The following is a 20,510-nucleotide window of genomic DNA, read 5'->3' as shown; positions in this document are numbered from 1 at the left end:
GTCCGGCCGCTCCGTGAGCGTGATCCTGCACGCCGACGTGATGGCGTGCCGCACCGGATCTACGTCGTGTGGGGCTCGGGTATCAGCTCCGCCATCACGGCCGGCGGCAGAGCGGGGTTCGCGGCGGCGGCCTGCGCCACCTGCCAGTCGTCGTCGGCGAGAAGCCCGACGACGACCTCCGGCGGCAGGGCCGGATGCCCGGCAGCCGCCCGCCGGGCCCGGACGTCCGTCAGACAGGCCAGCAGCGCCGGGGCAGTCGCGTTGCGGTGCCGGGCCACCTCACGCAGTGCTTTCCCCACCGGCGGTATGCGTGCGGCCAGATCCTCCAGCAGTCCGGGCGGGGTCTGCGGGTTGGCGGCCACCTTGGCGGCGACCTGCGTTCCATGGCGTTCGACCATCGACCGCAGCTGAACCCCGGACAGACCCGGGTGCCCCGCGACGGACTTGACGACCTTGGCGTCGGGGTCGTCGGCCAGCAGATCGCGGATCCCGGCCGGCAGATCGCGCCGTTCGGCCAGGAGCATCCGCAGCACCGGATCCGACGACCGGGCCAGGTCCTCGACCTCGGTGGGGGAAGCGGAGGCGATCCGCGGCAGCAGAACCGAGCCGACCTTGGTGGCCGCGACCAGGCCGGAGAGTACGTCGAGCGGCACACGGGGATGGTGCGCCAGCCTGCGCTGCACGTCGTAGCCACGGTCGGCCGCCAGCACACGGACCAGGACGTCGTCGATCGCGGGGTTCTGCGCGAGTTCGGCGCGTACACCGGGAACAGGGTCGTCGGCGAGCCGGGCCGCGGTCCGCGGCGGCAGGTCGCGCCGGGCGGCGAGCAGGCAACGCAGCAGCGCCGAAGGGTGATCGGCGAACCGGAGGAGCACCCCGACCGGTGTGGCGGGGTTGTGCAGCGCCTGCTCCGCCAACTCGTGGAGGGTGGATTCGTGCGAGCCCGCACACCGGGCGCCGGACCGCAGCCCGCAGCCGGGCTCAGGACAGTGCGGATCGTGTACGTAGGGCGTTTCCTTGCTGTCGCAGACCAGGCACCGCTGTGCCGGCGCCAGTCCCTCGCCGGTGATCAGCATGGCCAGGACCCGCGGCGGCGTCGCCTCATTCCCGGCCACCGCACGGCGGACCTCGGCATGCGGGTGGTGCGCGAGGCGGGCCGCCAGGTCCGCCGTGGTCCACCACGCCAGTTCCGCGACGACCCGTACGTCCGGGTCGGCGGCGAGCATCTCCCGTACACCGGCCGGGAGTCCGGGACAGGCGGCCAGCTTCTCCCGGCGGGTGACATCGGGATCCCCGGCGAACAGCCGCGCCCAGCCCGGGGCGCCCCGGCCCTCCTCGAGCAGGGCGAGCGCCGCCGACGGCTGCGCGAGGGGGTCGATGTCGGCAGCGGTCAGCAGCCCCTCGTAGGCCAGTGGTACGGCGCTCTCCCCGACCCGCGCGGCCAGGCGCAGGGCGTGCTCGCGGCGGAGGTCCGCGCGGCCGGCGAGGCTGTGGGCGATGTCCGCGTCCGCGACGGCGACCAGCCGCTCGACCAGCTCGAAGGGCAGGGCCTCATTGGCGGCGAGGCCGCACAGCACATCGTTCACGGAACGACATCCTGACCGGAACACCACTGGACGGTCGACGGATTTCACCGGTCGTCGGATCTCAGCACTCGCTCGCGTGCCCGCGCCCGACTGCCGCGGCGCCGAGGCGGCCCGCCCCTGCTTCCGCAGCCCCTTTCAGTTCCGCGTTCTCACCACTCGTCGTGCACGGTCACCAGAGCATGGCCGGCGCAGGAGACAGCCGGATGGTCCCCGTCGCCCGGAGCGCCGCCGTGTCGACGACCGTGATGCTCTGCGACTGCCGGTTCGCGACGTGGAGCCGGTTGCCGGAGGGATCCAGCGCGCTGTCGACGGGTTGGCGGCCGACCTCGATGGTCGCCACGGTCTCAGCGCCCCTCGTCACTCGCCGGTCGTCACTCGCCGGCCTCCGGCCCGGTCCCGGTGTCCGTGTCGGACCCCTCCTCCGAGCTGACCAGCGAGGCGATCGCCGCGAAGAAGGCGGCGATGCCCGGCAGGTTGGCGCCCTTGTCCCGTGAGGCCGCGAAGTCCTCGGGGCTGCGCCAGGTCACGATGTCCAGCCACTCGTCGTCCGCCAGCCGGACCAGGCGGGCGTCGATGAAACCGGCGCGATCGGCACGGAAGTCGGCGAGCATCGCGGGCCTGCTGCCCAGCAGTTCGGCGACCCGCGCGGGTTCGACACGGAAGCGGGTGAGTTCAACGGTCGGCACAAGACCTCCAGCGGCAGTGACCTTCAACTTCAATGTAGGACAGCGTTGTCCGCCGCGCGCATCAGGCCCGCCGCCGTCCGGCCCGGGCAGCGTACGGCCGCGCCCCCTCCGCGCATCCGGCACCACGCCCCCGCCCCCGCCTCGCCCGCGCCGCGACTTGACGGAGGTGCGGACGGTCCGTTGACCAGGCACGGCCCGGCCCCGCACGCTCAGCCCCGAGTCCCACCAGGACGTATGCGCCCGGACGCAGAAACGGAGATTCCACATGAGTGCTGGTCATGTCGAACTGTGCGTGGTGGGTGCCGGCCCGCGCGGACTCTCCGTCCTGGAACGGCTGCTGGCCAACGAACGCCACGAGCCACGCCACAAGGCGCTCACCGTGCACGTCGTCGACCCGCACGCCCCGGGAGCCGGCGCCGTATGGCGCTCCGACCAGTCCCGCCAGCTGCTGATGAACACGGTCGCCTCGCAGATCACCGTGTTCACCGACGACAGCTCGACCATCGACGGCCCCGTCGAACCCGGCCCCAGCCTCCACCAGTGGGCGCAGTCGCTCGCGCTGCTCGCCGACGCCGGCGACCACAACCCGCTGACCCTGGACGAGGCCCGCCGGCTGGGCCCCAACACCTACCCCACCCGCGCGCTGTACGGCGAGTACCTGCACGACTGCTTCCGGCGTCTGATCGAACGCGCCCCCGCCCATGTCACCGTGCGGGTGCACCGCTCGCGGGCGGTGGCGATGTCCGACGTGCACGGTGTGCCCGGCGGCCCGCAGGGCGTACGGCTGGACAACGGCACCCGCCTCAACGAACTCGACGGTGTGGTCCTCGCGCTGGGCCACCTTCCCGCCAGGCTCACCACCCGCGAGGCGCGCACGGCGTCCCTGGCCCGGATCCACCACCTGACCTACCTCACCCCGGCCAACCCCGCCGACGTGGACCTGCGCGGGATCCGGCCGGGCCAGAACGTGCTGCTGCGCGGTCTGGGCCTCAACTTCTTCGACTACATGGCCCTGTTCACCGCCGGCCGCGGCGGCACCTTCGTCCGCGAGGGGGAGCGGCTGGCCTACCGCCCCTCGGGTAAGGAGCCCCGGCTGTACGCGTTCTCGCGGCGCGGCATCCCGTACCACGCGCGCGGCGAGAACGAGAAGGGCCCGCACGGCCGTTACTTCCCCCGGCTGCTCACCCCGCAGTTCATCGCGGACCTGCGCCGCCACGGTGAGCAGGGCAGCTGGGTGTCCTTCAGCGCCGACCTGTGGCCGCTGATCGCCCGCGAGGTCGAGTGCGTGTACTACGAGACCCTGCTGCGCTCGCGCGACACCTCCGTCGGCACCCCAGCCGGCGCTACCGCCGACAGCACCGTCGCCGACCGTTTCGCCCAGCGCTTCCTGGCCCTCCCGCCGGACACCGACGCCTCGCACCTGCTCGACGAGTACGGCATCGAGACCGCCGTCCGCTGGGACTGGGAACGCCTCACCCGCCCCTACGGGCAGCGCGAGTTCACCGACCGTGCCGCGTTCCGGCAGTGGCTGCTCGGCCACCTCGCCGACGACGTCCGCGCGGCCCGGGAGGGCAACGTCAGCGGCCCCCTCAAGGCGGCCCTGGACGTCCTGCGGGACCTGCGCAACGAGGTCCGCCTCGCCGTCGACCACGGCGGACTCGACGGCGACTCGCACCGCGACGACCTGGAGGGCTGGTACACCCCGCTCAACGCGTTCCTGTCGATCGGACCGCCCGCCTCCCGTATCGAGGAGATGATCGCCCTCGTCGAGGCCGGCGTCCTCACCCTGACCGGCCCGGGCACCCAGGTGCGGATCGACCCCACCACCCCGCAGTTCGTCGCCCAGTCGCAGACGGTGCCGGGCGAACCGGTGCCCGCCACCGTCCTGATCGAGGCCCGGCTGCCCGAGCCGGACCTGCGGCGCACCGCCGACCCGCTGCTCCAGCACCTCCTCAACACCGACCAGGCCACCCCCTACCGCATCCGCAGCGGCCACACCGCCGCCTACGAGACGGGCGGCCTCGCCGTCACCGAGCGCCCCTACCGGCTCGTCGACGGCCGCGGCCAGGCCCACCCGCGGCGCTTCGCCTACGGCGTGCCCACCGAGTCGGTGCACTGGGTCACCGCCGCCGGCATCCGCCCCGGCGTGGACTCGGTCACCCTCGCCGACTCCGACGCCATCGCCCGCGCCGCCCTCCAACTGCCCCCGGTGGCCCACGTACCGGCCGGCGTACGGCCCACGGTGTGGGACGACGCGGACCTGCCGGGCGTGATCGTATGAGCGCCCCCGCGGGACACGACACCGGCCTGCTGGCCCCCGTACGGGCCGGCACCCCCGTCGAGGCCGCCGTGTCCGACGAGGCGTGGTTGCAGGCCATGCTGGACGCCGAGGCGGCCCTGGCCCGCGCCCAGGCACACCTGGGCACCGTCCCCCCGTCCGCCGCCGCCCTGATCACCGAGCTGGCGCGGGCCGAGGCCTTCGACACCCGCCGACTCGCCCTCGCCGCACGGGAGACCGCCAACCCGGTGGTGGGCCTGGTGCAGGCCCTGACCCGCCGGGTCGCCGCACACGATGCGGCGGCGGCCGAGTACGTCCACCGCGGCTCCACCAGCCAGGACGTCCTGGACACCGCGATGATGCTGGTCGCCGCGCGCGCCCTGCGGATCGTCCGGGCCGACCTCACCGAAGTGACCGACGCGCTGGGCACCCTGGCCGAGCGCCACCGGGACACCCCCATGGCCGGACGCACCCTGGCCCTGCACGCCGTGCCCACCACCTTCGGCCTCAAGGCGGCGGGCTGGCGGGAACTGGTGCGCGACGCCCAGGACCGCCTCGGACGCGTCCTCGACGGGGGCCTGCCGGTGTCCCTGGGCGGCGCCGCCGGAACCCTGGCCGGCTACCTTCAGTACGCGGCCCTCGACACCCGGGACACACCGGGCGCCGCCTACCTGGACCGCCTCGTCGACGCCTTCGCCGCCGAAACGGGCCTGGCCCGCCCCGTACTGCCGTGGCACGCCCTGCGCACCCCGCAGGCCGACCTCGCCGCGGCCCTCGCCCTCACCGCCGGCGCCCTGGGGAAGATCGCCGTCGACGTGCAGTTCCTGACCCGCACCGAGACCGCCGAGGTGAGCGAACCGGCCGCCGCGGGCACCGGCGCCTCCTCGGCGATGCCGCACAAGCAGAACCCGGTCCTCGCCACCATGATCCGCACGGCCGCCCTCCAAGTCCCCGCCCTGTCGGCCGCGTTGACCCAGTGCCTGGTGACCGAGGACGAACGCTCGGGCGGGGTGTGGCACGCCGAGTGGCTGCTGCTGCGCGAATGCCTGCGCCTGACCGGGGGAGCGGCCCACACCGCGGTGGACCTCACCAGGGGCCTGCGCGTCGACGAGGCGCGCATGCGCGCCAACCTCGGCATCACCGGCGGCCAGGTGGTCTCCGAACGCATCGCCGCCGTCCTGACCCCCCGCCTCGGCAGGGCGGCCGCCAAGCAACTGCTCACCGAGGCCTCGCAGGAGGCACGGCACACCGGCCGCCCCCTGTCCGACGTCCTCGCCGCCGCCCCGGCCCTGACCGGGCACCTCACCGCCACCGAACTGACCGCACTGTGCGACCCGGCCCGCTACACCGGGGGCGCGCCGCACCTGACCGACCGCGCCCTGGAGAAGCGGGCCACGAGGGAGGCGACCTGAGCATGCCGGGCCGGCGGTCCGCCGGCGGGGAGGGGCTGCGGGGGCGTTGTCCGGAGCGAGGGCCTCAGGGCGCGGTGGACGGTCCCGGGGCGTACCGGGCGAGGAAGGTGTCGACGCCGGACGTGATGAGCCGGGTCAGCTCGTCGGCGTCGAACTCGGCGTCGGGCCGGAAGGTCTTCACCAGCTGGGGGACTCCGATACTGACGGCGACCAACTGCTGTACGGCGAGCGCGGGTTCGGGGACGTTCAGGTCGCCGCGCCGGTGCAGTTCGGCGAAGGCTTCGATGAGCGGGCCGTTGTTCATGTCGTAGCTGACCCGGTACCAGAGTTCGCCGAGCTGCGGGAAGCGGCCGACCTCGCCGATGCACAGGCGGCGCAGCCGCATGATGTCGTCGCTGAGCAGGATCCGGGCCCATTCGCTGCCGAGGTCGATGAGGGCGGCGCGCAGGTCGGGGGCCTCGGCGATGTGCGAGTTGAGGGGGCGGAGGTCCGCGTACGTCCTGGGCAGGCAGCCGGCGACGACCGCCAGGAAGAGCCGCTCCTTGTTGCCGAAGTGCTTGTAGATCGTCGGCTTGGAGACTCTGGCGTGGGCGGCGATGGTGTCCACCGAGGCGGCCGCGTATCCCTGGGTGAGGAACTCGTCCGTGGCGGCCGCGACGATGGACTCCCGCTTGCGCTGGGACATGTTGGCGACGGCGGGCACGATCGGGATGCCGAACTCGTCCCTCTCGTCGGCAAGGGTCTCGGTGCTCATGTTCGCGTCCTCGGTTTCGGTCCGGTGTGCCCCCGTGGTCCGTACTGCGGTGTGCCGCCGGCCCGGAGCGGCGCCGTGAGCGGGACGGCGCCGGCCCGGCGGGCGGGCGCCGGGGTCAGGCGGCCTGTTCGGTCCTGCGTGCCTTGTCGGCGAGAGCGGTCAGCAGGTTGCGCAGCAGGGCGATGGTGGTCTCGTCGGTGAGGTTGCCGGCCTCGTCGAATCGTTCGTGGGCGCGGAAGACGATCACCTCGGGCTTCACCACGATGTCCGAGTCGGTCCACACGAAGACCTGGCGCAGCGCCAGCTGGGCGCGCACGGAACCGAAGTTCGTCGGCGCGGCACCCATGATCGCCACGGGCTTGCGGTGCAGGGGAAGGCCCGCGGTGCCGGTCCAGTCGGTGGAGGCCCAGTCGAGGGCGTTCTTGAGCACGCCGGGGATCGAGTAGTTGAACTCCGGCGTGGCGATGAGGAGTGCGTCGGCCCGGGTGATGCGGTGCCGCAGATCGGCGACCGGGGCCGGCCACTGCTCCGGGGAGTCGATGTCCTGGTCGTAGGGCGGGATGTCGCGCAGGCCGTCGAAGATCTCCACACGTACGTCGCCCGGGGCGTGCTTCTGCGCCGCCCGCAGCAGCGCGGTGTTGTGCGAGTCGCCGCGCAGACTTCCGGAGACGGCGAGGACGTTGAGGTCGTTGCGCATGGCGGCCCCTCCTGGGGTGACGGGGAGGTGGTGCTGCCGGCGGGGTGCGGCAGCCCAAAAAGTAAACTGAGTGGTGTTGTTGTGTCAACTGCACCGTTTAGTTTGCCCTGGTGGGGCGGATACGGCCGACCGCTTCCCGGCGCGTTTGGGCAGGTCGGATCGGGTGACACGGCCACCGGGCCGCCCCGGGGCGGCACTTGACGGATCGCGATGGCACCCCCTTGGCCGGTCTCGCCTCCACCGCTCACGATCAGGCAGTCCTCATCCGCCGGCCTGGGAGGAGCAGGTCATGACCGAGGTTGCCGTCACCCGTCACCCGCCGCCGGGCCACCCGGCACGGTCCGCCGCCGCCAACGGGCCGGTCCCCGAAGGCGGTTCGCGGCCACCGCCGCGTGCGGACCACGCCGGCCCGCCGCCGTGCGCCGGGGACCCCCGGACGTCCGGGGCCGCCGCCGGGCCGGCGACCGCGTAGCCGCCGCGGCCGGCCACGGCCCGACACCGCACTTCCGCACACCGCGAGCCGGCACCGTCCCGGCGCGCCGCTGCGCACCGACTTCGGCGCTCACCACGCCCATTCGGAGGTTTTCGTGGACAACGCCCTGCTCGACATCCGATGCAAACCAGCCCTTCAGCAGCCCGCATGGGGCGATCCCGGCCAACTGGAGCGGGTCAGGGCGGACCTGGCCGCGCGCCCGCCGCTGGTCCGGGCGGCCGACGTGCGGGCCCTGCACGACCGGCTCGCCGGCGTGGCGGCTGGCGCCGGCCATGTGATCCAGGCCGGGGACTGCGCGGAGGACCCCGACGACTGCACCGCCGAACGTGTGGCGTCCAAGGCCGCGCTGCTGGATCTCCTCGCGGGCGTGCTGGGTCTGGTCACCCGGCGCCCGGTGGTGCGGGTGGGACGTATCGCCGGGCAGTTCGCCAAACCCCGCTCCAAGCCCACCGAGGTGGTCGACGGCGTCGAACTGCCCGTCTACCGCGGGCACATGGTCAACGGCCCCGAGGCCGACCCCGACAGCCGGCGCGCCGATCCGCTGCGGCTGCTCACCGGCTACATGGCCGCCCGGGACGTCATGTGCCGACTGGGGTGGACCGACGGCGGGCGCGCGACCGGCCTGCCCCACGTGTGGACGAGCCACGAGGCGCTGCTGCTGGACTACGAACTGCCGATGCTGCGCCGGTCGGACGACGGGAGCCTGCTGCTGACCTCCACGCACTGGCCGTGGATCGGTGAACGCACCCGGCAGGTCGACGGCGCGCACGTCGCGCTGCTGGCCGAGGTGGCCAATCCCGTGGCCTGCAAGGTGGGGCCGGGCATCCAGCCCGACGATCTGCTCGCGCTGTGCGAACGGCTCGACCCCGACCGGGTACCGGGCCGGCTCACGCTGATCGCGCGGATGGGCGCGGACGCGGTGGCGCGCCGGCTGCCCCCGCTGGTGAAGGCGGTGGCCGCCATGGGACACCCCGTCATCTGGCTGACGGATCCCATGCACGGCAACACCGTCACCACCCACCACGGCCACAAGACCCGCTTCGTCGACACCCTCGAACGCGAGGTCGCCGCCTTCTGCCACGCGGTGGGCGAGGGCGGAGGCACCGCGGGCGGACTCCACCTGGAGGCCACACCGCACCCGGTCGCCGAATGCGTACGCAACGAACGCGACCTGGCGCGCACCGGCGGCACCTACACCAGCCACTGCGACCCGCGCCTCAACCCGGGCCAGGCCATCTCGGTCGTCTCGGCCTGGCACTGCTGACCCGTTGGATCCCACCCTCAAGGAGAACAGCGATGGAACAGAAAACGGCCCTGGTCACCGGTGCCGCGGGCGGAATCGGCGAGGCGATCGTGCGGGCGCTGGGCCGGCTGGGCACCACGGTGGCCGCGGTGGACCGGGACGCGGAACGGCTCGCGCGGACGGTGGGCACGCTCGTCGCCGAAGGGCTGCCGGTGCGCGGGTTCGTCACCGACGTCACCCGCAGCAGCGCCGTCGAGTCCGCGGTCGCCGAGATCGAGGAGACGATCGGCCCACTGGACTTCCTGGTCAACGCCGCCGGCGTGCTGCGGCTGGGCGAGGCCAGAAGCCTGTCCGACGAGGACTGGAACACCACCTTCGCGGTCAACTCCAGCGGGGTGTTCCACCTGTCGCGCGCCGTCGTCAACCGCATGGTGCCCCGCCGCCGGGGCGTCGTGGTCACCGTCGCCTCCAACGCGGCCGACACCCCGCGCACCGAGATGGCCGCCTACGCCGCCTCCAAGGCCGCCGCCGCGATGTTCACCAAGAGCCTCGGCCTGGAGACCGCCCGGTACGGCATCCGGTGCAACGTCGTGGCACCGGGCTCCACCGACACCCCGATGCTCACCGCGATGTGGGACGACGACTCGGGACCGCGCGGCACCATCGAGGGCCGCCCCGACGCCTTCCGCGTCGGCATCCCCCTGGGCAAGCTGGCCCACCCCTCGGACGTCGCCGAGGCCGTCGTCTTCCTGCTGTCCGACCGTGCCGCACACATCACGCTGCACACCCTCACGGTCGACGGCGGCGCCGCGCTCGGCGTATGACCCCCGCCCCCACCCCCCGCGACGAAAGAAGGCCGCCCGTGGCCGGCATACCCGCCATCGCCCCCTACCCCCTGCCGACAGCCGGCGCCCTGCCCGTCAACACCGCCGGCTGGACCCCTGATCCCGCGCGCGCCGTGCTGCTCCTGCACGACATGCAGCGCTACTTCCTCAAGCCCCTGCCCGCCAAGCTGCGCGCCGAACTGGTCGCCAACACGGCACTGCTGCGCAGGCGCTGCTCCGCACTGGGCGTCCCCGTCGCCTACACGGCACAGCCCGGAGGGATGACCGACACCCAGCGCGGACTGCTCAAGGACTTCTGGGGGCCGGGGATGCGCACCGCCCCCGAGGACCGCCGGGTGATCGACGAACTGGCCCCCGGGGCCGGCGACTGGCACCTGACGAAATGGCGCTACAGCGCCTTCTTCAACAACGACCTGCTCGACCGCTTCCGCGCCGGCGGACGCGACCAGCTCATCCTGTGCGGTGTGTACGCGCACGTGGGCGTCCTGGCCACGGCGGTCGACGCGTTCAGCCACGACATCGAGACGTTCCTCGTCGCCGACGCGCTGGGCGACTTCAGCGAACAGGACCACCGGCTGGCACTCGACTACGCCGCGCGCCGCTGCGCGATGGTCACCACCGCACAGGAGATCTTCGCATGAGTGTGTTCCGAGCCCCCGACGACCTGCTGGCCGGCATCACCGGCCCCGAACCGCCGCCGTTCGCCATCCTGCACCGCCCGGAAGCGACCGGCGGGGGTGTCCTGGAGATCCTCACCGGCGAGGTGACCCGCCCGGCGACGCTCGAGGACATCCCCCTGCCGGCGGCACACGGCCCGGACGACCACACCCGGGACACCCTGGTCCTGGTCCCGTACCGGCAGATCACCGAACGCGGCTACGGATGCGCCGACGACCACACCCCGCTGCTGGCCATGCAGGTCGGGGCCCGCCAGCTGATGTCCGTGGGCGAGGCCCGCCGGCGCATCGCCGACAGCGCGATCCGGCTCGTCGGCGGCGCCTTCGACATCGACGACGACACCTACGCGCAGACCGTGCGCCGGGTCATCGCCGAGGAGGTCGGCGAGGGCAAGGGAGCCAACTTCGTCATCAAGCGCTCCTTCGTCACCGAGATCGCGGACTTCGCCCCGCACAGCGCCCTCACCCTCTTCCGGCGGCTGCTGGAACGCGAGTCCGGCGCGTACTGGACCTTCATCGTGCACACCGGCGAGCGGACCCTGGTCGGCGCCACCCCCGAACGCCACATCAGCGTGCACGAGTCGACCGCCGTGATGAACCCGATCAGCGGGACCTACCGGTACCCGGCCGAAGGCCCCTCGCTCGCCGAGGTCATGGACTTCCTCGGCGACCGCAAGGAGGCCGACGAGCTGTACATGGTCGTCGACGAAGAGCTGAAGATGATGGCCCGGATCTGCGACGACGGAGGCCGCGTCGTGGGCCCGTACCTCAAGGAGATGGCCCGGCTCGCGCACACCGAGTACTTCATCGAGGGCCACACCACCCTCGATCCGCGCACCATCCTGCGCGAGACGATGTTCGCCCCCACGGTGACCGGGTCCCCGCTGGAGAGCGCGGCCAAGGTGATCTCCCGCTACGAACCGGAGGGCCGCGGCTACTACAGCGGGGTCGTCGCGCTGATCGGCCGCGACCGGCACGGCGCGCACACCCTGGACTCCTCGATCCTCATCCGCACCGCCGACATCGACAGCGCGGGCCGCGTGCGGATCGCCGTGGGGGCCACCCTCGTACGGCACTCGGACCCGCTGGCCGAGGTGGCGGAGACCCGCGCCAAGGCGGCGGCGCTGATCGCCGCCCTGGAAGCCGCCCCCCGGACCTCGTTCGCCGCCCACCCGGAGGTACGCGCGGCCCTGGACCGGCGCAACGACGTCCTCGCCGGGTTCTGGCTCACGGCCCCCCGGGGGCGCGCACGGCCCGAGCCGGGCTTCGCGGGGCGGCGGGTCCTGGTCGTGGACGCCGAGGACACCTTCACGTCCATGATCGGCCACCAGCTGCGTTCCATGGAACTCGACGTCACCGTGCGCCGCTTCGACGAGCCGTACTCCTTCGATCCGTACGATCTCGTCGTCATGGGCCCCGGGCCGGGCGACCCGAGGGACCTGAGCCACCCCAAGATCCTCAGCCTGGACGCGGCCGTGGGGCTCCTGCTGCACGAACAGCGGCCGTTTGTGTCCGTGTGCCTCAGCCACCAGGTGCTGAGCCGCCGGCTCGGCCTGGACCTGGTGCGCCGGGAGGTGCCCAACCAGGGGACCCAGCGGCGCATCGACCTGTTCGGCACCGTCGAGCACGTCGGGTTCTACAACACCTTCGCCGCCCACAGCGCGCACGACGTCGTCGACCGCGAAGGCATCGGCGCGGTGGAGGTCAGCCGTGACGCGGCCACCGGGGAGGTGCACGCGCTGCGCGGCCCGCACTTCGCGTCGATGCAGTTCCACGCGGAGTCCGTGCTCACCCAGGACGGCATCCGCATCATGCGCCGGCTGCTCGACGGCCTGCTCCTGGACCGGCCCCTCGCCGGCCGGGAGACCGTGGGCTCGTGACAGGACCGGGGGCCTGCTCGCGCGAGGGGACTCACCGTCCCGCCCGCACGGGGGCCCGCACCGCCCGCCGCCGGGGGATGCCGCCCGGCGGGACCGTCACGGGATCCGGCCGGGTCTCCAGCGGCCCGGTGGCGCGGGACAGGACGCGCCAGCCGAACGCCCCGGCCCGTGCGGCCAGTTCGGGGTCCTCGCCGACCGCGACGGGGTGTCCGACGCACTCGAGCATCGGCAGGTCGCTCGCGTGGTCGCCGTAGGCGTGGCAGCGGGCCGCGTCCAGCCTCCGCCCGGCGATGACCCGGCGCACCGCGGCCGCCTTCGCGGCGCCGATCATCGGCACGGCGACCTCGCCGGTCAGGATGCCGTGCTCGGCCAGCTGCCGGCCGCAGAGCACCAGATCGGCGCCGAAGTCGCGGGCGGGGCCGGCCAGCAGAGGGCCGACCGAACCGGAGACCAGGACGATGAGGTCACCGGCCGCCCGGTGCCCGCGCAGGGCGGCGTGGGCGGACAGCACCGCCGTGTGCGGACCGGCACGCACGGCGGTGTACCACTCGGCGGCGACCCGCTCGAACGCGGTCACGGCAACGCCTTCGAACAGCCGGAAGTACTCCCGGTTGACCAGGGCCCGGGGGGCGCCGGCGCGTGCCCGCGCCAGCAGGTCCTCGAAGGCGCCGTTGCGCCGCCGGCCCTCGGGGGTGGCCGACCACGCCCCCCAGAAGGAGGCGGGCGACTTGAAGCCGAGGAGGGTCTCGTCGACGTCGAAGAAGGCGGCACCGGCCGTGGCGGCGCCCGGCGGCGGGGCCGTCGCGGTCATCGGGTGCCCTCGGTGCCGGCGGCGGCGAACACTTCCCTGGCGTACACGGCCGAGGCGGCGTCGAAGCTGAGCGTCGTATGGCTCGCGGCGGCCGTCACATCGCGCCAGCGGCGCTGCAAGGGGTGCCCGTCGGCCTGGGCCGACGACCCCGACGCGTGGAGCAGCCGGTCGAGCGCGGAACGGCACAGGGCGGACGCGGTGGCGCTGTCGCGGAGGTTCTCCGCCACCGCGAGGGGGGACGGCGCCGACCTGTCGGCGCGCCGGGCGCACTCGTCCAGGAGCAGCCCCGCCAGGTGGATGTCGCCGCTGGTGCGGGCCAGCACCTCCTGCGCGGAGGGCAGTTCGTGCAGCCACTGACCGGACGGCCGCCGGGTGCGCGCCGTCCACCCGGTCCATTCGCGCAGGGCGCCGCGGGCCGCGCCGAGGGCGGGCGCGGCGAACTGGAGGGGGGCCACCAGCATGAACGGGATGCGGTGGCAGCGGGCCTCGCCCGCGGGCCGTCCCAGGTCCGCCGGGGCGAAGACACGGCGGGCCGGGACGAAGACGTCGGACACGGTGAGGCTGTTGCTGCCGGTGCCGCGCAGCCCGAGGTTGCGCCAGGTGTCACGGACGGCGCAGTCCGCGCGCGGCACGGCGAACACCCGCCGGCCGCCGTCGTGTCCGTCCTCCGTCCCACTGGCCAGGAGCACCCAGTCGGCGTGGTCGACGCCGCTGGCGTAGCGCCACTGGCCGTTCAGCCGCCACCCCCCGGCGACCGGGACCGCCGTCCCCGAGGGCGGGTTGACGCAGGCGGCGATCAGGGTGTCGGGACCCGAGGCCCACACCTCGGCCCGGCCCTCCTCGGGAAGGTAGGCCGCCAGCCGTCCGTGGGCCGCGTACAGCGCCGCACACCACGCGGTCGAGGCGCACGTCTCGCCGAGGGCGGCGGTGGCGCTCAGTGCCGCCGTGAAGGAGCCGGCGGTGCCGCCCCAGCGCCGCGGCACGAAGTGGCGGGCGAACCCGGCGCCGCGCAGGGCGCCGGCGAGTTCGGGGGTGAGGCGGTGGCTTTCGTCCACCACCTGCTGGGAGGCCGCGGCGAGACGGGCGACGTCCTTGGCCGTCTCGGCCAGCGGGCGGGGCAGGGGCGCGGCCGGTCCCGGGGCGGAGGGCGAAGGCGGGGGCACCGTCATGGTCATGCGCCACCGCCGGACTGCGCGAGGGCGGGCGAACGGTCGCCGCGGTGCCGGGCGCGGGTGAAGGGGATGGTGCCGGTCGCGGTGCGGGCCGGCGGCGCGGCGGGTACGTGCAGCCCGCATAACGTCGCCTCCGCGAGGGTGCGTCCGCCCTGCGTCGCACTGGCCCGCAGGATCGATTCGTTGCCGTTCAAGCCGAGTTGGCGCTCGGTGGTCATGGTGATGGCGGTCGGGGTGTCCAGTTCGCCGAACGTACGGAAGGACAGGGAGCCGGAGCGCAGGGTCCACGCGCGCGGCGGCAGCACGCTCAGCGACCGCCGCATGCCCACCAGCGCGCCGGCCTGGCGGAACGCCTCGATCAGCGCCATGCCCGGGATGTGGTCCGAGACATGGTCGAACAGGACGGGGTGCGACATGTCGAGCCGCAGCTGCCAGCCGTCGGCACCGCCCGGCGCTTCGGTCAGGAGCATGTCACGCTCGAAGCGGCGCCCGACGACCTCGGGCGGCATCGGGACCCGTGCCGTCCGCGGGCCGGTGACGTGGCCGGCCTCGGAGGCGGCCCGCCGGCGGATCCGGGCGTAGCGCTCGGGATCCAGCGCGCGCCAGTGCATGGTGACCGAGCCGCGCGGCCGGCCTCCGACGCTGATCACGGCTTCCAGGGCGGCGACGAAGCGCCGGGGGTCGGCGGACCCCACCTGGAAGGTGATGTCGAGGGTGGTCTCCAGGGGCACTTCGCTGGAGTGGACCGGCCGCGGCTCGTCGACCTCGAAGGCGGTGTCGCTCAGGACGAAGGGATGGCTGTGCGGGATCCCGTAGAAACGGTGGGACAGGTAGATACCGGCCTGGCGGACCGTCTCGATCCACAGCAGGGGGTCACCGGATCCGTCCGTACCGGGCCGGAAGAACACGTGGTCGCGCGGCCACTGGGCGGCCACGGCGAACCGGTGCTCGCCCGTGCGGGCGGCGTCGGTGATGAACACCTCCGACACCGCGCTCTTGTGGACCATGGTGCGCGGGACGCAGGTGACGAAGGAGAGCTGGGGCTCGGCGCCGGCGTCCTCCGCGATGCCCGGCTCTTCGGATTCGGGCAGGGTGGAGTGATGGTGCGGTGCGTGCATTACGACGTCCTTCTGGAAGGTGTAAGAGGCAGCGCGACCGGCGAGGGTGCGAGCGTGGGGCCCGGTCTGCGCGCCGAAAATATACTGACCCGAAGGTATATTGCAATGCTGTGACCGGTCGGCGACGGGCGGCGGGCCGGCGGGTTCCGGCCGGGGTGACGAGTCCCCCTTGTGTTCCCGTTGAAGGTAGTTTGCGATGGAAAACAGAGCCGGGTGAAATGGCGTCCGGCATTCCGCTTTTGGTGTGCGGGCCAAGACGTCTTCGGAACACCGCGGGGTCTGCCGGGGCCGGCGCTCCATAAACGGATAACTCCCTGCTCACAGACGTCGAACGGGTCGTCCGGACGTATCGGGGATGCCCGGCCCGCAAGGTGGTTCACCGCTGAACGGAATTGTCGCGGGCCGCCCCGGTGGAGGCAGTTGCACTGACACGGCCACTGATCCGCTTTGGCGAACACGGCCTGGAAGCCGGGTGGGCGTCGAATGGTGGCCGGACCACGTCCGGCAAGATCTTTGAAAGCCCCGGCTTTTGTTTCCGTCGTGAGTCGCCCGATGACGCCTCAAGAACATCTGGAGGGGGAGTCGGGAAGGCGGACAGGTCCACTCGGCCCGGACGGTCCACCCGGCCCGGACGGGTGCCGGTGCGCGGCCCGCGGCCCGCGGCACGGCGGAGCCCCCGGGGTCCGACCCCGGGGGCTCCGCCGTGCCGCGCAGGCGCTTCCGCGGCGCGTCAGACGGCGATCTCCGGGATGGTGACCGGCTTGAGGCCGCGCTCGAGGAGGCCCTCGATGATGGCCGGCAGGGCCTCGACGGTCTGGGAGCGGTCACCGCCGGCGTCGTGCATCAGGATGACGGAGCCGGGCCGGGCCTGGGACAGGGCCCGCTCGGCGATGATGTCGGCGCCCGGCATCGCCCAGTCGTCCACCTCGACGTCCCACATCGCGATCTTCTCGTCGAAGCCGGTCCACATGTCCATGACCCGGGGCGTCAGCGACCCGTAGGGCGGGCGCATGAGGTCCGGCCGTTCGCCGGTGACGCGGGTGATGGCGTCGGAGGTGCGCTCGACCTGCTCGCGCAGCTCGGAGGGTGTGAGGTCGGGCAGATAAGGGTGCGACCAGGTGTGGTTGCCCACGCAGTGGCCGGCCTCCGCCATCCGCGCGATGTCCGTGCCCAGGGCGTTGACGCTGAGCCCGGTGCAGAAGAAGGTCGCGGGCACGTCGTAGCGGGCGAGGACGTCGAGGACCTGACCGGTGTAGAGCGGGTGCGGTCCGTCGTCGAAGCTCAGCGCGACGGTGTCGGTGTCCCGGGATCCGTGGCGCAGCAGCGTACCGGCCGACGCCATGTCGTCCATGCGTTCCTGGATGAGGTACCAGCCGTCCTCGAGCTCCGGGATACGGCCGCGCAGGGTGCCGTCCTTGACCGAGAGCCGGGGCAGCTCGGCCTTGACCGGGCGGCGGCCCAGCTCGGCCAGTTGCGCGGCGCCGACCGACCCGAAGGGCGGGCGCAGGCCCAGCACGTGCGGGTCGGCGCGGTAGACCTCCAGGCCGGCGACCGAAAGGCTGCCGTCTATCAGCCCGTTGGTGCTGTCCACGACGGTCTTGAGCTGCCCCTGCGAAGAACCCTTCAGGGCGATGAGGTCGGCGATGAGGTCGCCGACGTGGGCCGCGTCGTACTGACGGGAGGGGGCGGCGGGCTGTCCCGCGTCGTCGATGACCTCGACCGTGAATCCGTCGGCCGACCAGGAGACTCCGGCGAAAAGCATGGTGATTACCAACCTTTGGAGGTGTTGACGAGTGGCGGAGTGGAACACGGGGAGGTACGGGTGTGGCGGGGGTTTGTGCGGTTGCCCGGCGGACTCAGGCGTACCGGGGCATGCGCTGCGCCGCACCCTCGTCGATGCTCCCGACGAGGCGGCCGCGCACGTGTGTGAGGGCTTGGCGCAGCGCGCCGGCCATGACCGCGTCACCCGGCACGCCGGCTGCGCAGACGGTGGGTGGTGCGGGGATCAGCTGCTCCAACTCCTCTTGGACCAGCGGCGCCAGGACCGGGGCGAGGGACCCGAAGCGGGGCCCGGCCAGCAGGACGGTCCGCGGGTCGAGCAACGCCGCGGGGCCGGCCAGGGCGAGGGCGAGCTGCGCCGCGAGGGTGCGTGCGCCGCCCGGCGGCGGCGCCCCGGGAGTCCCGCCGGGAAGGGAGCCGGCGTTCCGGGCGGGGCAGGCCGCCGTGCGGCGCAGTTCGTCCAGCGCGGCCGTGTCCACCCCATCGAAGAACCGCGCGGTGCGGCGGGCCAGACTGCTGCCGGAGCATCCGCTGACGGGACGCCCCTGGAGACGGCCGGAGAGCAGGATCTCCGCGTCGGCCCACACGAACAGATACGTGTCCGTCCGGGCCGCGGGGTCGAGGTCGTGTGCGGCGGTGGCGGCCGAGTCGGCGTCGATGACGACCTGTACGTCGGTGCCGGCCCGGTCGGCGAGCGCGCCGTGCGCGGAAGCGCCCAGGGCCTCGGCGAGGTGCAGGGGGGCTGCCACCACGACCACGTCGAGCTGCGCGGGGAGCAGCCCGCTGCTCGCGCAGGCCGCCGCCAGGGCGGCACACACGTCGTCGGCGGTGACGGGGGAGGCGGCCGGCGCGGTGGCACCGTCGCTCTCGCCGAGCAGCCGGCCCGCCGCGTCCGCGAGCCGGACCTGGAGGCGGCCGCCCGCCAGGGACACGGCCGCGAAGGGGGCGGTCCCCGGCGGAATCCGGAACTGCTGGGGCGGCGGACCGGGGGAGTGGGCCCCCGGCCGCGCGGAGTCGGGGACCGGTTCGGCCAGTGCCAGCGCGTGCAGCCGCGCGACGGACTGGTAGGCGGTGGGTTTCGACACGCCGGTCAGGGCCCGGATCTCGGCGATGGTGCGCGCCCTGGTGAACAGCGTCGTGAGCGTCGCGCGGTCGTTCACCACGCGGGCCGTGCTCGGAGTGCCGGCCAGGTGGCGCTCCGCGCGGGGAGGGGTGAACGGCGGCTGCGCCGGCAGGACGTCGGCCGGCCCGGAACCCCAGGCGGGCCCGTACGCGCTCACGAGGCGGCCCGCCCGGAACCGACGGCCTCCAGGTCCTGCCGCGGCACGGGCGCGCCGCCGCCGCGGCGTGCGGGGCCCGCCGTCTCGAGGAGCCGGCCCGCGGCGGGCAGGGACCCGGCCGGTTCGAACCGCAGCCGCACCAGGGGCGCGGAGGAGGGCTCGACCTCCATGTGCAGCAGGGTGCTGAGCCGCAGGGCGGCGGGGGAGTCGGCGGGCTCGCCGGCCAGCAGCACGGCGTACATGCCGGCCGACAGCGCGGCGTCGATTCCGGTGGCGGCGTCCTCGACGACCAGGCAGTCGGCGGGGTCCACCGCGAGCAGCCGCGCCCCGCGCAGATAGCCCTCCGGGTCCGGTTTGCCCTTCGTCACGTCGTCCGCGCTCACCAGGACGTCCGGGACCGGCAGACCGGCCGCCGCGAGTCTGGCGCGGGCGACGTCGCGCTCGCCGGAGGTGACGATGCCCCAGGAGCGCGGGGGCAGCAGGCCCAGGAGGCCGGCCGCGCCGGGAAGCGCGGTGATCCCGGCGACGTCCCGGCAGGAGATGTCCCGCATCCAGGCCAGCTCCGCCTCGACGAGTCCGGCACCGACCAGCTCGGCGATCACGTCGCTGTCCCGGCGTCCGTGCCAGATCTCCAGCGTGTGCTCGGGGTCCAGGCCGTGCCGGGCCGCCCACAGCCGGGTGTGCCGTTCGATCGTGGGCATCGACTCGATGAGAGTCCCGTCGAGGTCGAAGAGCACTGCGCTCCCCGACCAGGCGGACGTGACCATGAGCAAGTCCCTTCGGATGTCAGCGGATGCCGACACGGGCCGGCACATGCAGGCCCAGGACCTCTCGACGCCGCTGAAGAGGAAGGCTGCCCCTTCAGGGAATCATTCCTTCGGAAAGGTTTTCAAGTGTGATCGGGAAATGTGATGGAAGGCCGGGCGCCGCGCAGATCAGGCGCGGATGCCCTCCAGGAGCAGGTCGCGCATCTCCTCGTAGCGTGCCCGCTGGTCGGCGCGGCCCGTCAGTACGTCGGAGACGTGCTGCATGCCGAAGAAGGAGGAGACGATGAAGCGCGCCGCGGCCTGCGGGTCCACGTTCTCGCGGAGCTCGCCGGCGTCCTTCGCGCGCTGGGTCACCTCCGACAGCGTGGTGACCCAACTGGTGTAGGGCGTCGGGAGGTCGGCGTGGATCAGCGAGCGCTCGATCTGTAGCCGGGCCGCGGCCTGGATCATGACATTGCCGCGGAAGGCCTCCTCCGCCCGGTCCAGGATCTCGATCAGCGTGTCGAGGGGCGACATGCCCGCCTCCTCTATCGACTTGATCAGGGGAGGCCAGCGGGCCAGGTAGATGTTGACGATCTCGGTGGCCAGGGACTCCTTGTTCGAGAAGTGGAAGTAGAGCGCTCCCTTGGTGAGGCCCGCGCGCTCCGCCACGTCCTGGAGCGTGACCGAGGCGAACCCCTCCTTGGCGAAGACCTCGGCCGCCGCGTCGAGGATCACGCTGCGTGTGCGCAGCGCCCGCTCCTGCTTGAGTGGTTTGAGGGGCCGGCCGGAGGACGGTGCCATGCGCGAGCTCTCCCTGGAGTCCGAGTCGATGAGCCATTGCAATATACCTCTGCGTAGGTTTATTTTCTCCCTGTGAGCGCGGCTCCGTCCAGTGCGGAACGGAGCCCGATTTCCCCCTTCCGGGGGCGACGGTTTGGGGGAACCGTGATCTCGAACGGCCGGTATCCGCGAGCCCGGCTTCCCTTCCTGCACCGGGTGCGGGAGCCGAGAGCCACTGCCTGCTCCGTCGCACCCCGGCTCTCGGCGAGC

At 73.3% G+C, this 20,510-nt stretch carries 18 protein-coding genes; 6 read left to right on the top strand and 12 right to left on the bottom strand.

What is annotated here, in order from left to right; genetic code table 11:
* Positions 1-59: 59 nt before the first annotated feature.
* The 3 genes from ACIQAC_RS35245 to ACIQAC_RS35235 all read right to left on the bottom strand — a co-directional run bounded on the left by ACIQAC_RS35245 (position 60) and on the right by ACIQAC_RS35235 (position 2,272).
* The gene (locus ACIQAC_RS35245; protein ID WP_402198545.1) at positions 60-1,586 is read right to left on the bottom strand and encodes a hypothetical protein; all 1,527 of its coding nucleotides are present in this window, start codon (positions 1,584-1,586) and stop codon (positions 60-62) included.
* A 169-nt stretch (positions 1,587-1,755) separates the two neighbouring features.
* Complete coding sequence (locus ACIQAC_RS35240) at positions 1,756-1,926, bottom strand: YncE family protein (RefSeq protein ID WP_402198544.1); 171 nt, start codon at positions 1,924-1,926, stop codon at positions 1,756-1,758.
* Between the two features lie 31 nt (positions 1,927-1,957).
* A complete protein-coding gene (locus ACIQAC_RS35235; RefSeq protein ID WP_402198542.1) occupies positions 1,958-2,272 on the bottom strand; it encodes a hypothetical protein in 315 nt (104 codons plus the stop codon).
* Positions 2,273-2,537: 265 nt separating this feature from the next.
* Between ACIQAC_RS35235 and ACIQAC_RS35230 the strand changes: the two genes are divergently transcribed.
* Positions 2,538-4,553 carry an FAD/NAD(P)-binding protein gene (locus tag ACIQAC_RS35230; RefSeq protein WP_402198541.1) on the top strand — a complete coding sequence of 672 codons (2,016 nt, stop codon included), beginning with the start codon at positions 2,538-2,540 and terminating at the stop codon, positions 4,551-4,553.
* Positions 4,550-5,962 carry a 3-carboxy-cis,cis-muconate cycloisomerase gene (pcaB, locus tag ACIQAC_RS35225; protein ID WP_402198539.1) on the top strand — a complete coding sequence of 471 codons (1,413 nt, stop codon included), beginning with the start codon at positions 4,550-4,552 and terminating at the stop codon, positions 5,960-5,962. Before ACIQAC_RS35230 ends, pcaB begins: the two co-directional genes overlap by 4 nt.
* Positions 5,963-6,026: 64 nt before the next feature.
* Here pcaB and ACIQAC_RS35220 read toward each other — a convergent pair whose 3' ends face one another.
* Positions 6,027-6,716, bottom strand: a complete 690-nt coding sequence (locus tag ACIQAC_RS35220) for a TetR/AcrR family transcriptional regulator (protein WP_402198537.1) — start codon at positions 6,714-6,716, stop codon at positions 6,027-6,029.
* 115 nt (positions 6,717-6,831) lie between these two features.
* Positions 6,832-7,413: an NADPH-dependent FMN reductase gene (locus ACIQAC_RS35215; protein ID WP_402198534.1), complete on the bottom strand. Its 582-nt coding sequence runs from the start codon at positions 7,411-7,413 to the stop codon at positions 6,832-6,834.
* 587 nt (positions 7,414-8,000) lie between these two features.
* Between ACIQAC_RS35215 and ACIQAC_RS35210 the strand changes: the two genes are divergently transcribed.
* Genes ACIQAC_RS35210 through ACIQAC_RS35195 form a run of 4 tightly spaced genes read left to right on the top strand, consistent with a single transcriptional unit; the run spans position 8,001 to position 12,551 of the window.
* The gene (locus ACIQAC_RS35210; RefSeq protein ID WP_402198531.1) at positions 8,001-9,170 is read left to right on the top strand and encodes a 3-deoxy-7-phosphoheptulonate synthase; all 1,170 of its coding nucleotides are present in this window, start codon (positions 8,001-8,003) and stop codon (positions 9,168-9,170) included.
* Between the two features lie 32 nt (positions 9,171-9,202).
* On the top strand, positions 9,203-9,973 hold the full coding sequence (locus ACIQAC_RS35205; RefSeq protein ID WP_402198529.1) for a 2,3-dihydro-2,3-dihydroxybenzoate dehydrogenase: 771 nt from the start codon (positions 9,203-9,205) through the stop codon (positions 9,971-9,973).
* 38 nt (positions 9,974-10,011) lie between these two features.
* Positions 10,012-10,635 carry an isochorismatase family protein gene (locus ACIQAC_RS35200; RefSeq protein WP_402198527.1) on the top strand — a complete coding sequence of 208 codons (624 nt, stop codon included), beginning with the start codon at positions 10,012-10,014 and terminating at the stop codon, positions 10,633-10,635.
* Positions 10,632-12,551 (top strand): anthranilate synthase family protein, encoded by a 1,920-nt coding sequence (locus ACIQAC_RS35195; RefSeq protein ID WP_402198524.1) that lies wholly within the window; start codon positions 10,632-10,634, stop codon positions 12,549-12,551. The genes ACIQAC_RS35200 and ACIQAC_RS35195 overlap by 4 nt, the downstream gene beginning before the upstream one ends.
* A gap of 31 nt (positions 12,552-12,582) precedes the next feature.
* Here ACIQAC_RS35195 and ACIQAC_RS35190 read toward each other — a convergent pair whose 3' ends face one another.
* The 7 genes from ACIQAC_RS35190 to ACIQAC_RS35160 form a co-directional block, all read right to left on the bottom strand.
* Entirely contained in the window at positions 12,583-13,362 is a 780-nt protein-coding gene (locus tag ACIQAC_RS35190) for an HAD family hydrolase (RefSeq protein ID WP_402198522.1), read from the bottom strand.
* Complete coding sequence (locus ACIQAC_RS35185; RefSeq protein WP_402198519.1) at positions 13,359-14,531, bottom strand: acyl-CoA dehydrogenase family protein; 1,173 nt, start codon at positions 14,529-14,531, stop codon at positions 13,359-13,361. Before ACIQAC_RS35185 ends, ACIQAC_RS35190 begins: the two co-directional genes overlap by 4 nt.
* Before the next feature lie 2 nt (positions 14,532-14,533).
* The gene (locus tag ACIQAC_RS35180) at positions 14,534-15,652 is read right to left on the bottom strand and encodes a ScbA/BarX family gamma-butyrolactone biosynthesis protein (RefSeq protein WP_402198518.1); all 1,119 of its coding nucleotides are present in this window, start codon (positions 15,650-15,652) and stop codon (positions 14,534-14,536) included.
* 730 nt (positions 15,653-16,382) lie between these two features.
* The gene (locus ACIQAC_RS35175) at positions 16,383-17,414 is read right to left on the bottom strand and encodes a polysaccharide deacetylase family protein (RefSeq protein WP_402198516.1); all 1,032 of its coding nucleotides are present in this window, start codon (positions 17,412-17,414) and stop codon (positions 16,383-16,385) included.
* A 94-nt stretch (positions 17,415-17,508) separates the two neighbouring features.
* Complete coding sequence (locus ACIQAC_RS35170; protein WP_402198514.1) at positions 17,509-18,711, bottom strand: hypothetical protein; 1,203 nt, start codon at positions 18,709-18,711, stop codon at positions 17,509-17,511.
* Entirely contained in the window at positions 18,708-19,478 is a 771-nt protein-coding gene (locus tag ACIQAC_RS35165; RefSeq protein ID WP_402198512.1) for an HAD-IA family hydrolase, read from the bottom strand. Before ACIQAC_RS35165 ends, ACIQAC_RS35170 begins: the two co-directional genes overlap by 4 nt.
* Positions 19,479-19,646: 168 nt before the next feature.
* On the bottom strand, positions 19,647-20,261 hold the full coding sequence (locus tag ACIQAC_RS35160) for a ScbR family autoregulator-binding transcription factor (RefSeq protein ID WP_402198511.1): 615 nt from the start codon (positions 20,259-20,261) through the stop codon (positions 19,647-19,649).
* Positions 20,262-20,510: the final 249 nt, after the last annotated feature.

It is taken from the genome of Streptomyces sp. NPDC088387 (genome assembly GCF_044753385.1).
Taxonomy (GTDB): domain Bacteria; phylum Actinomycetota; class Actinomycetes; order Streptomycetales; family Streptomycetaceae; genus Streptomyces.
This window is presented reverse-complemented; position numbering and strand designations above follow the sequence as displayed.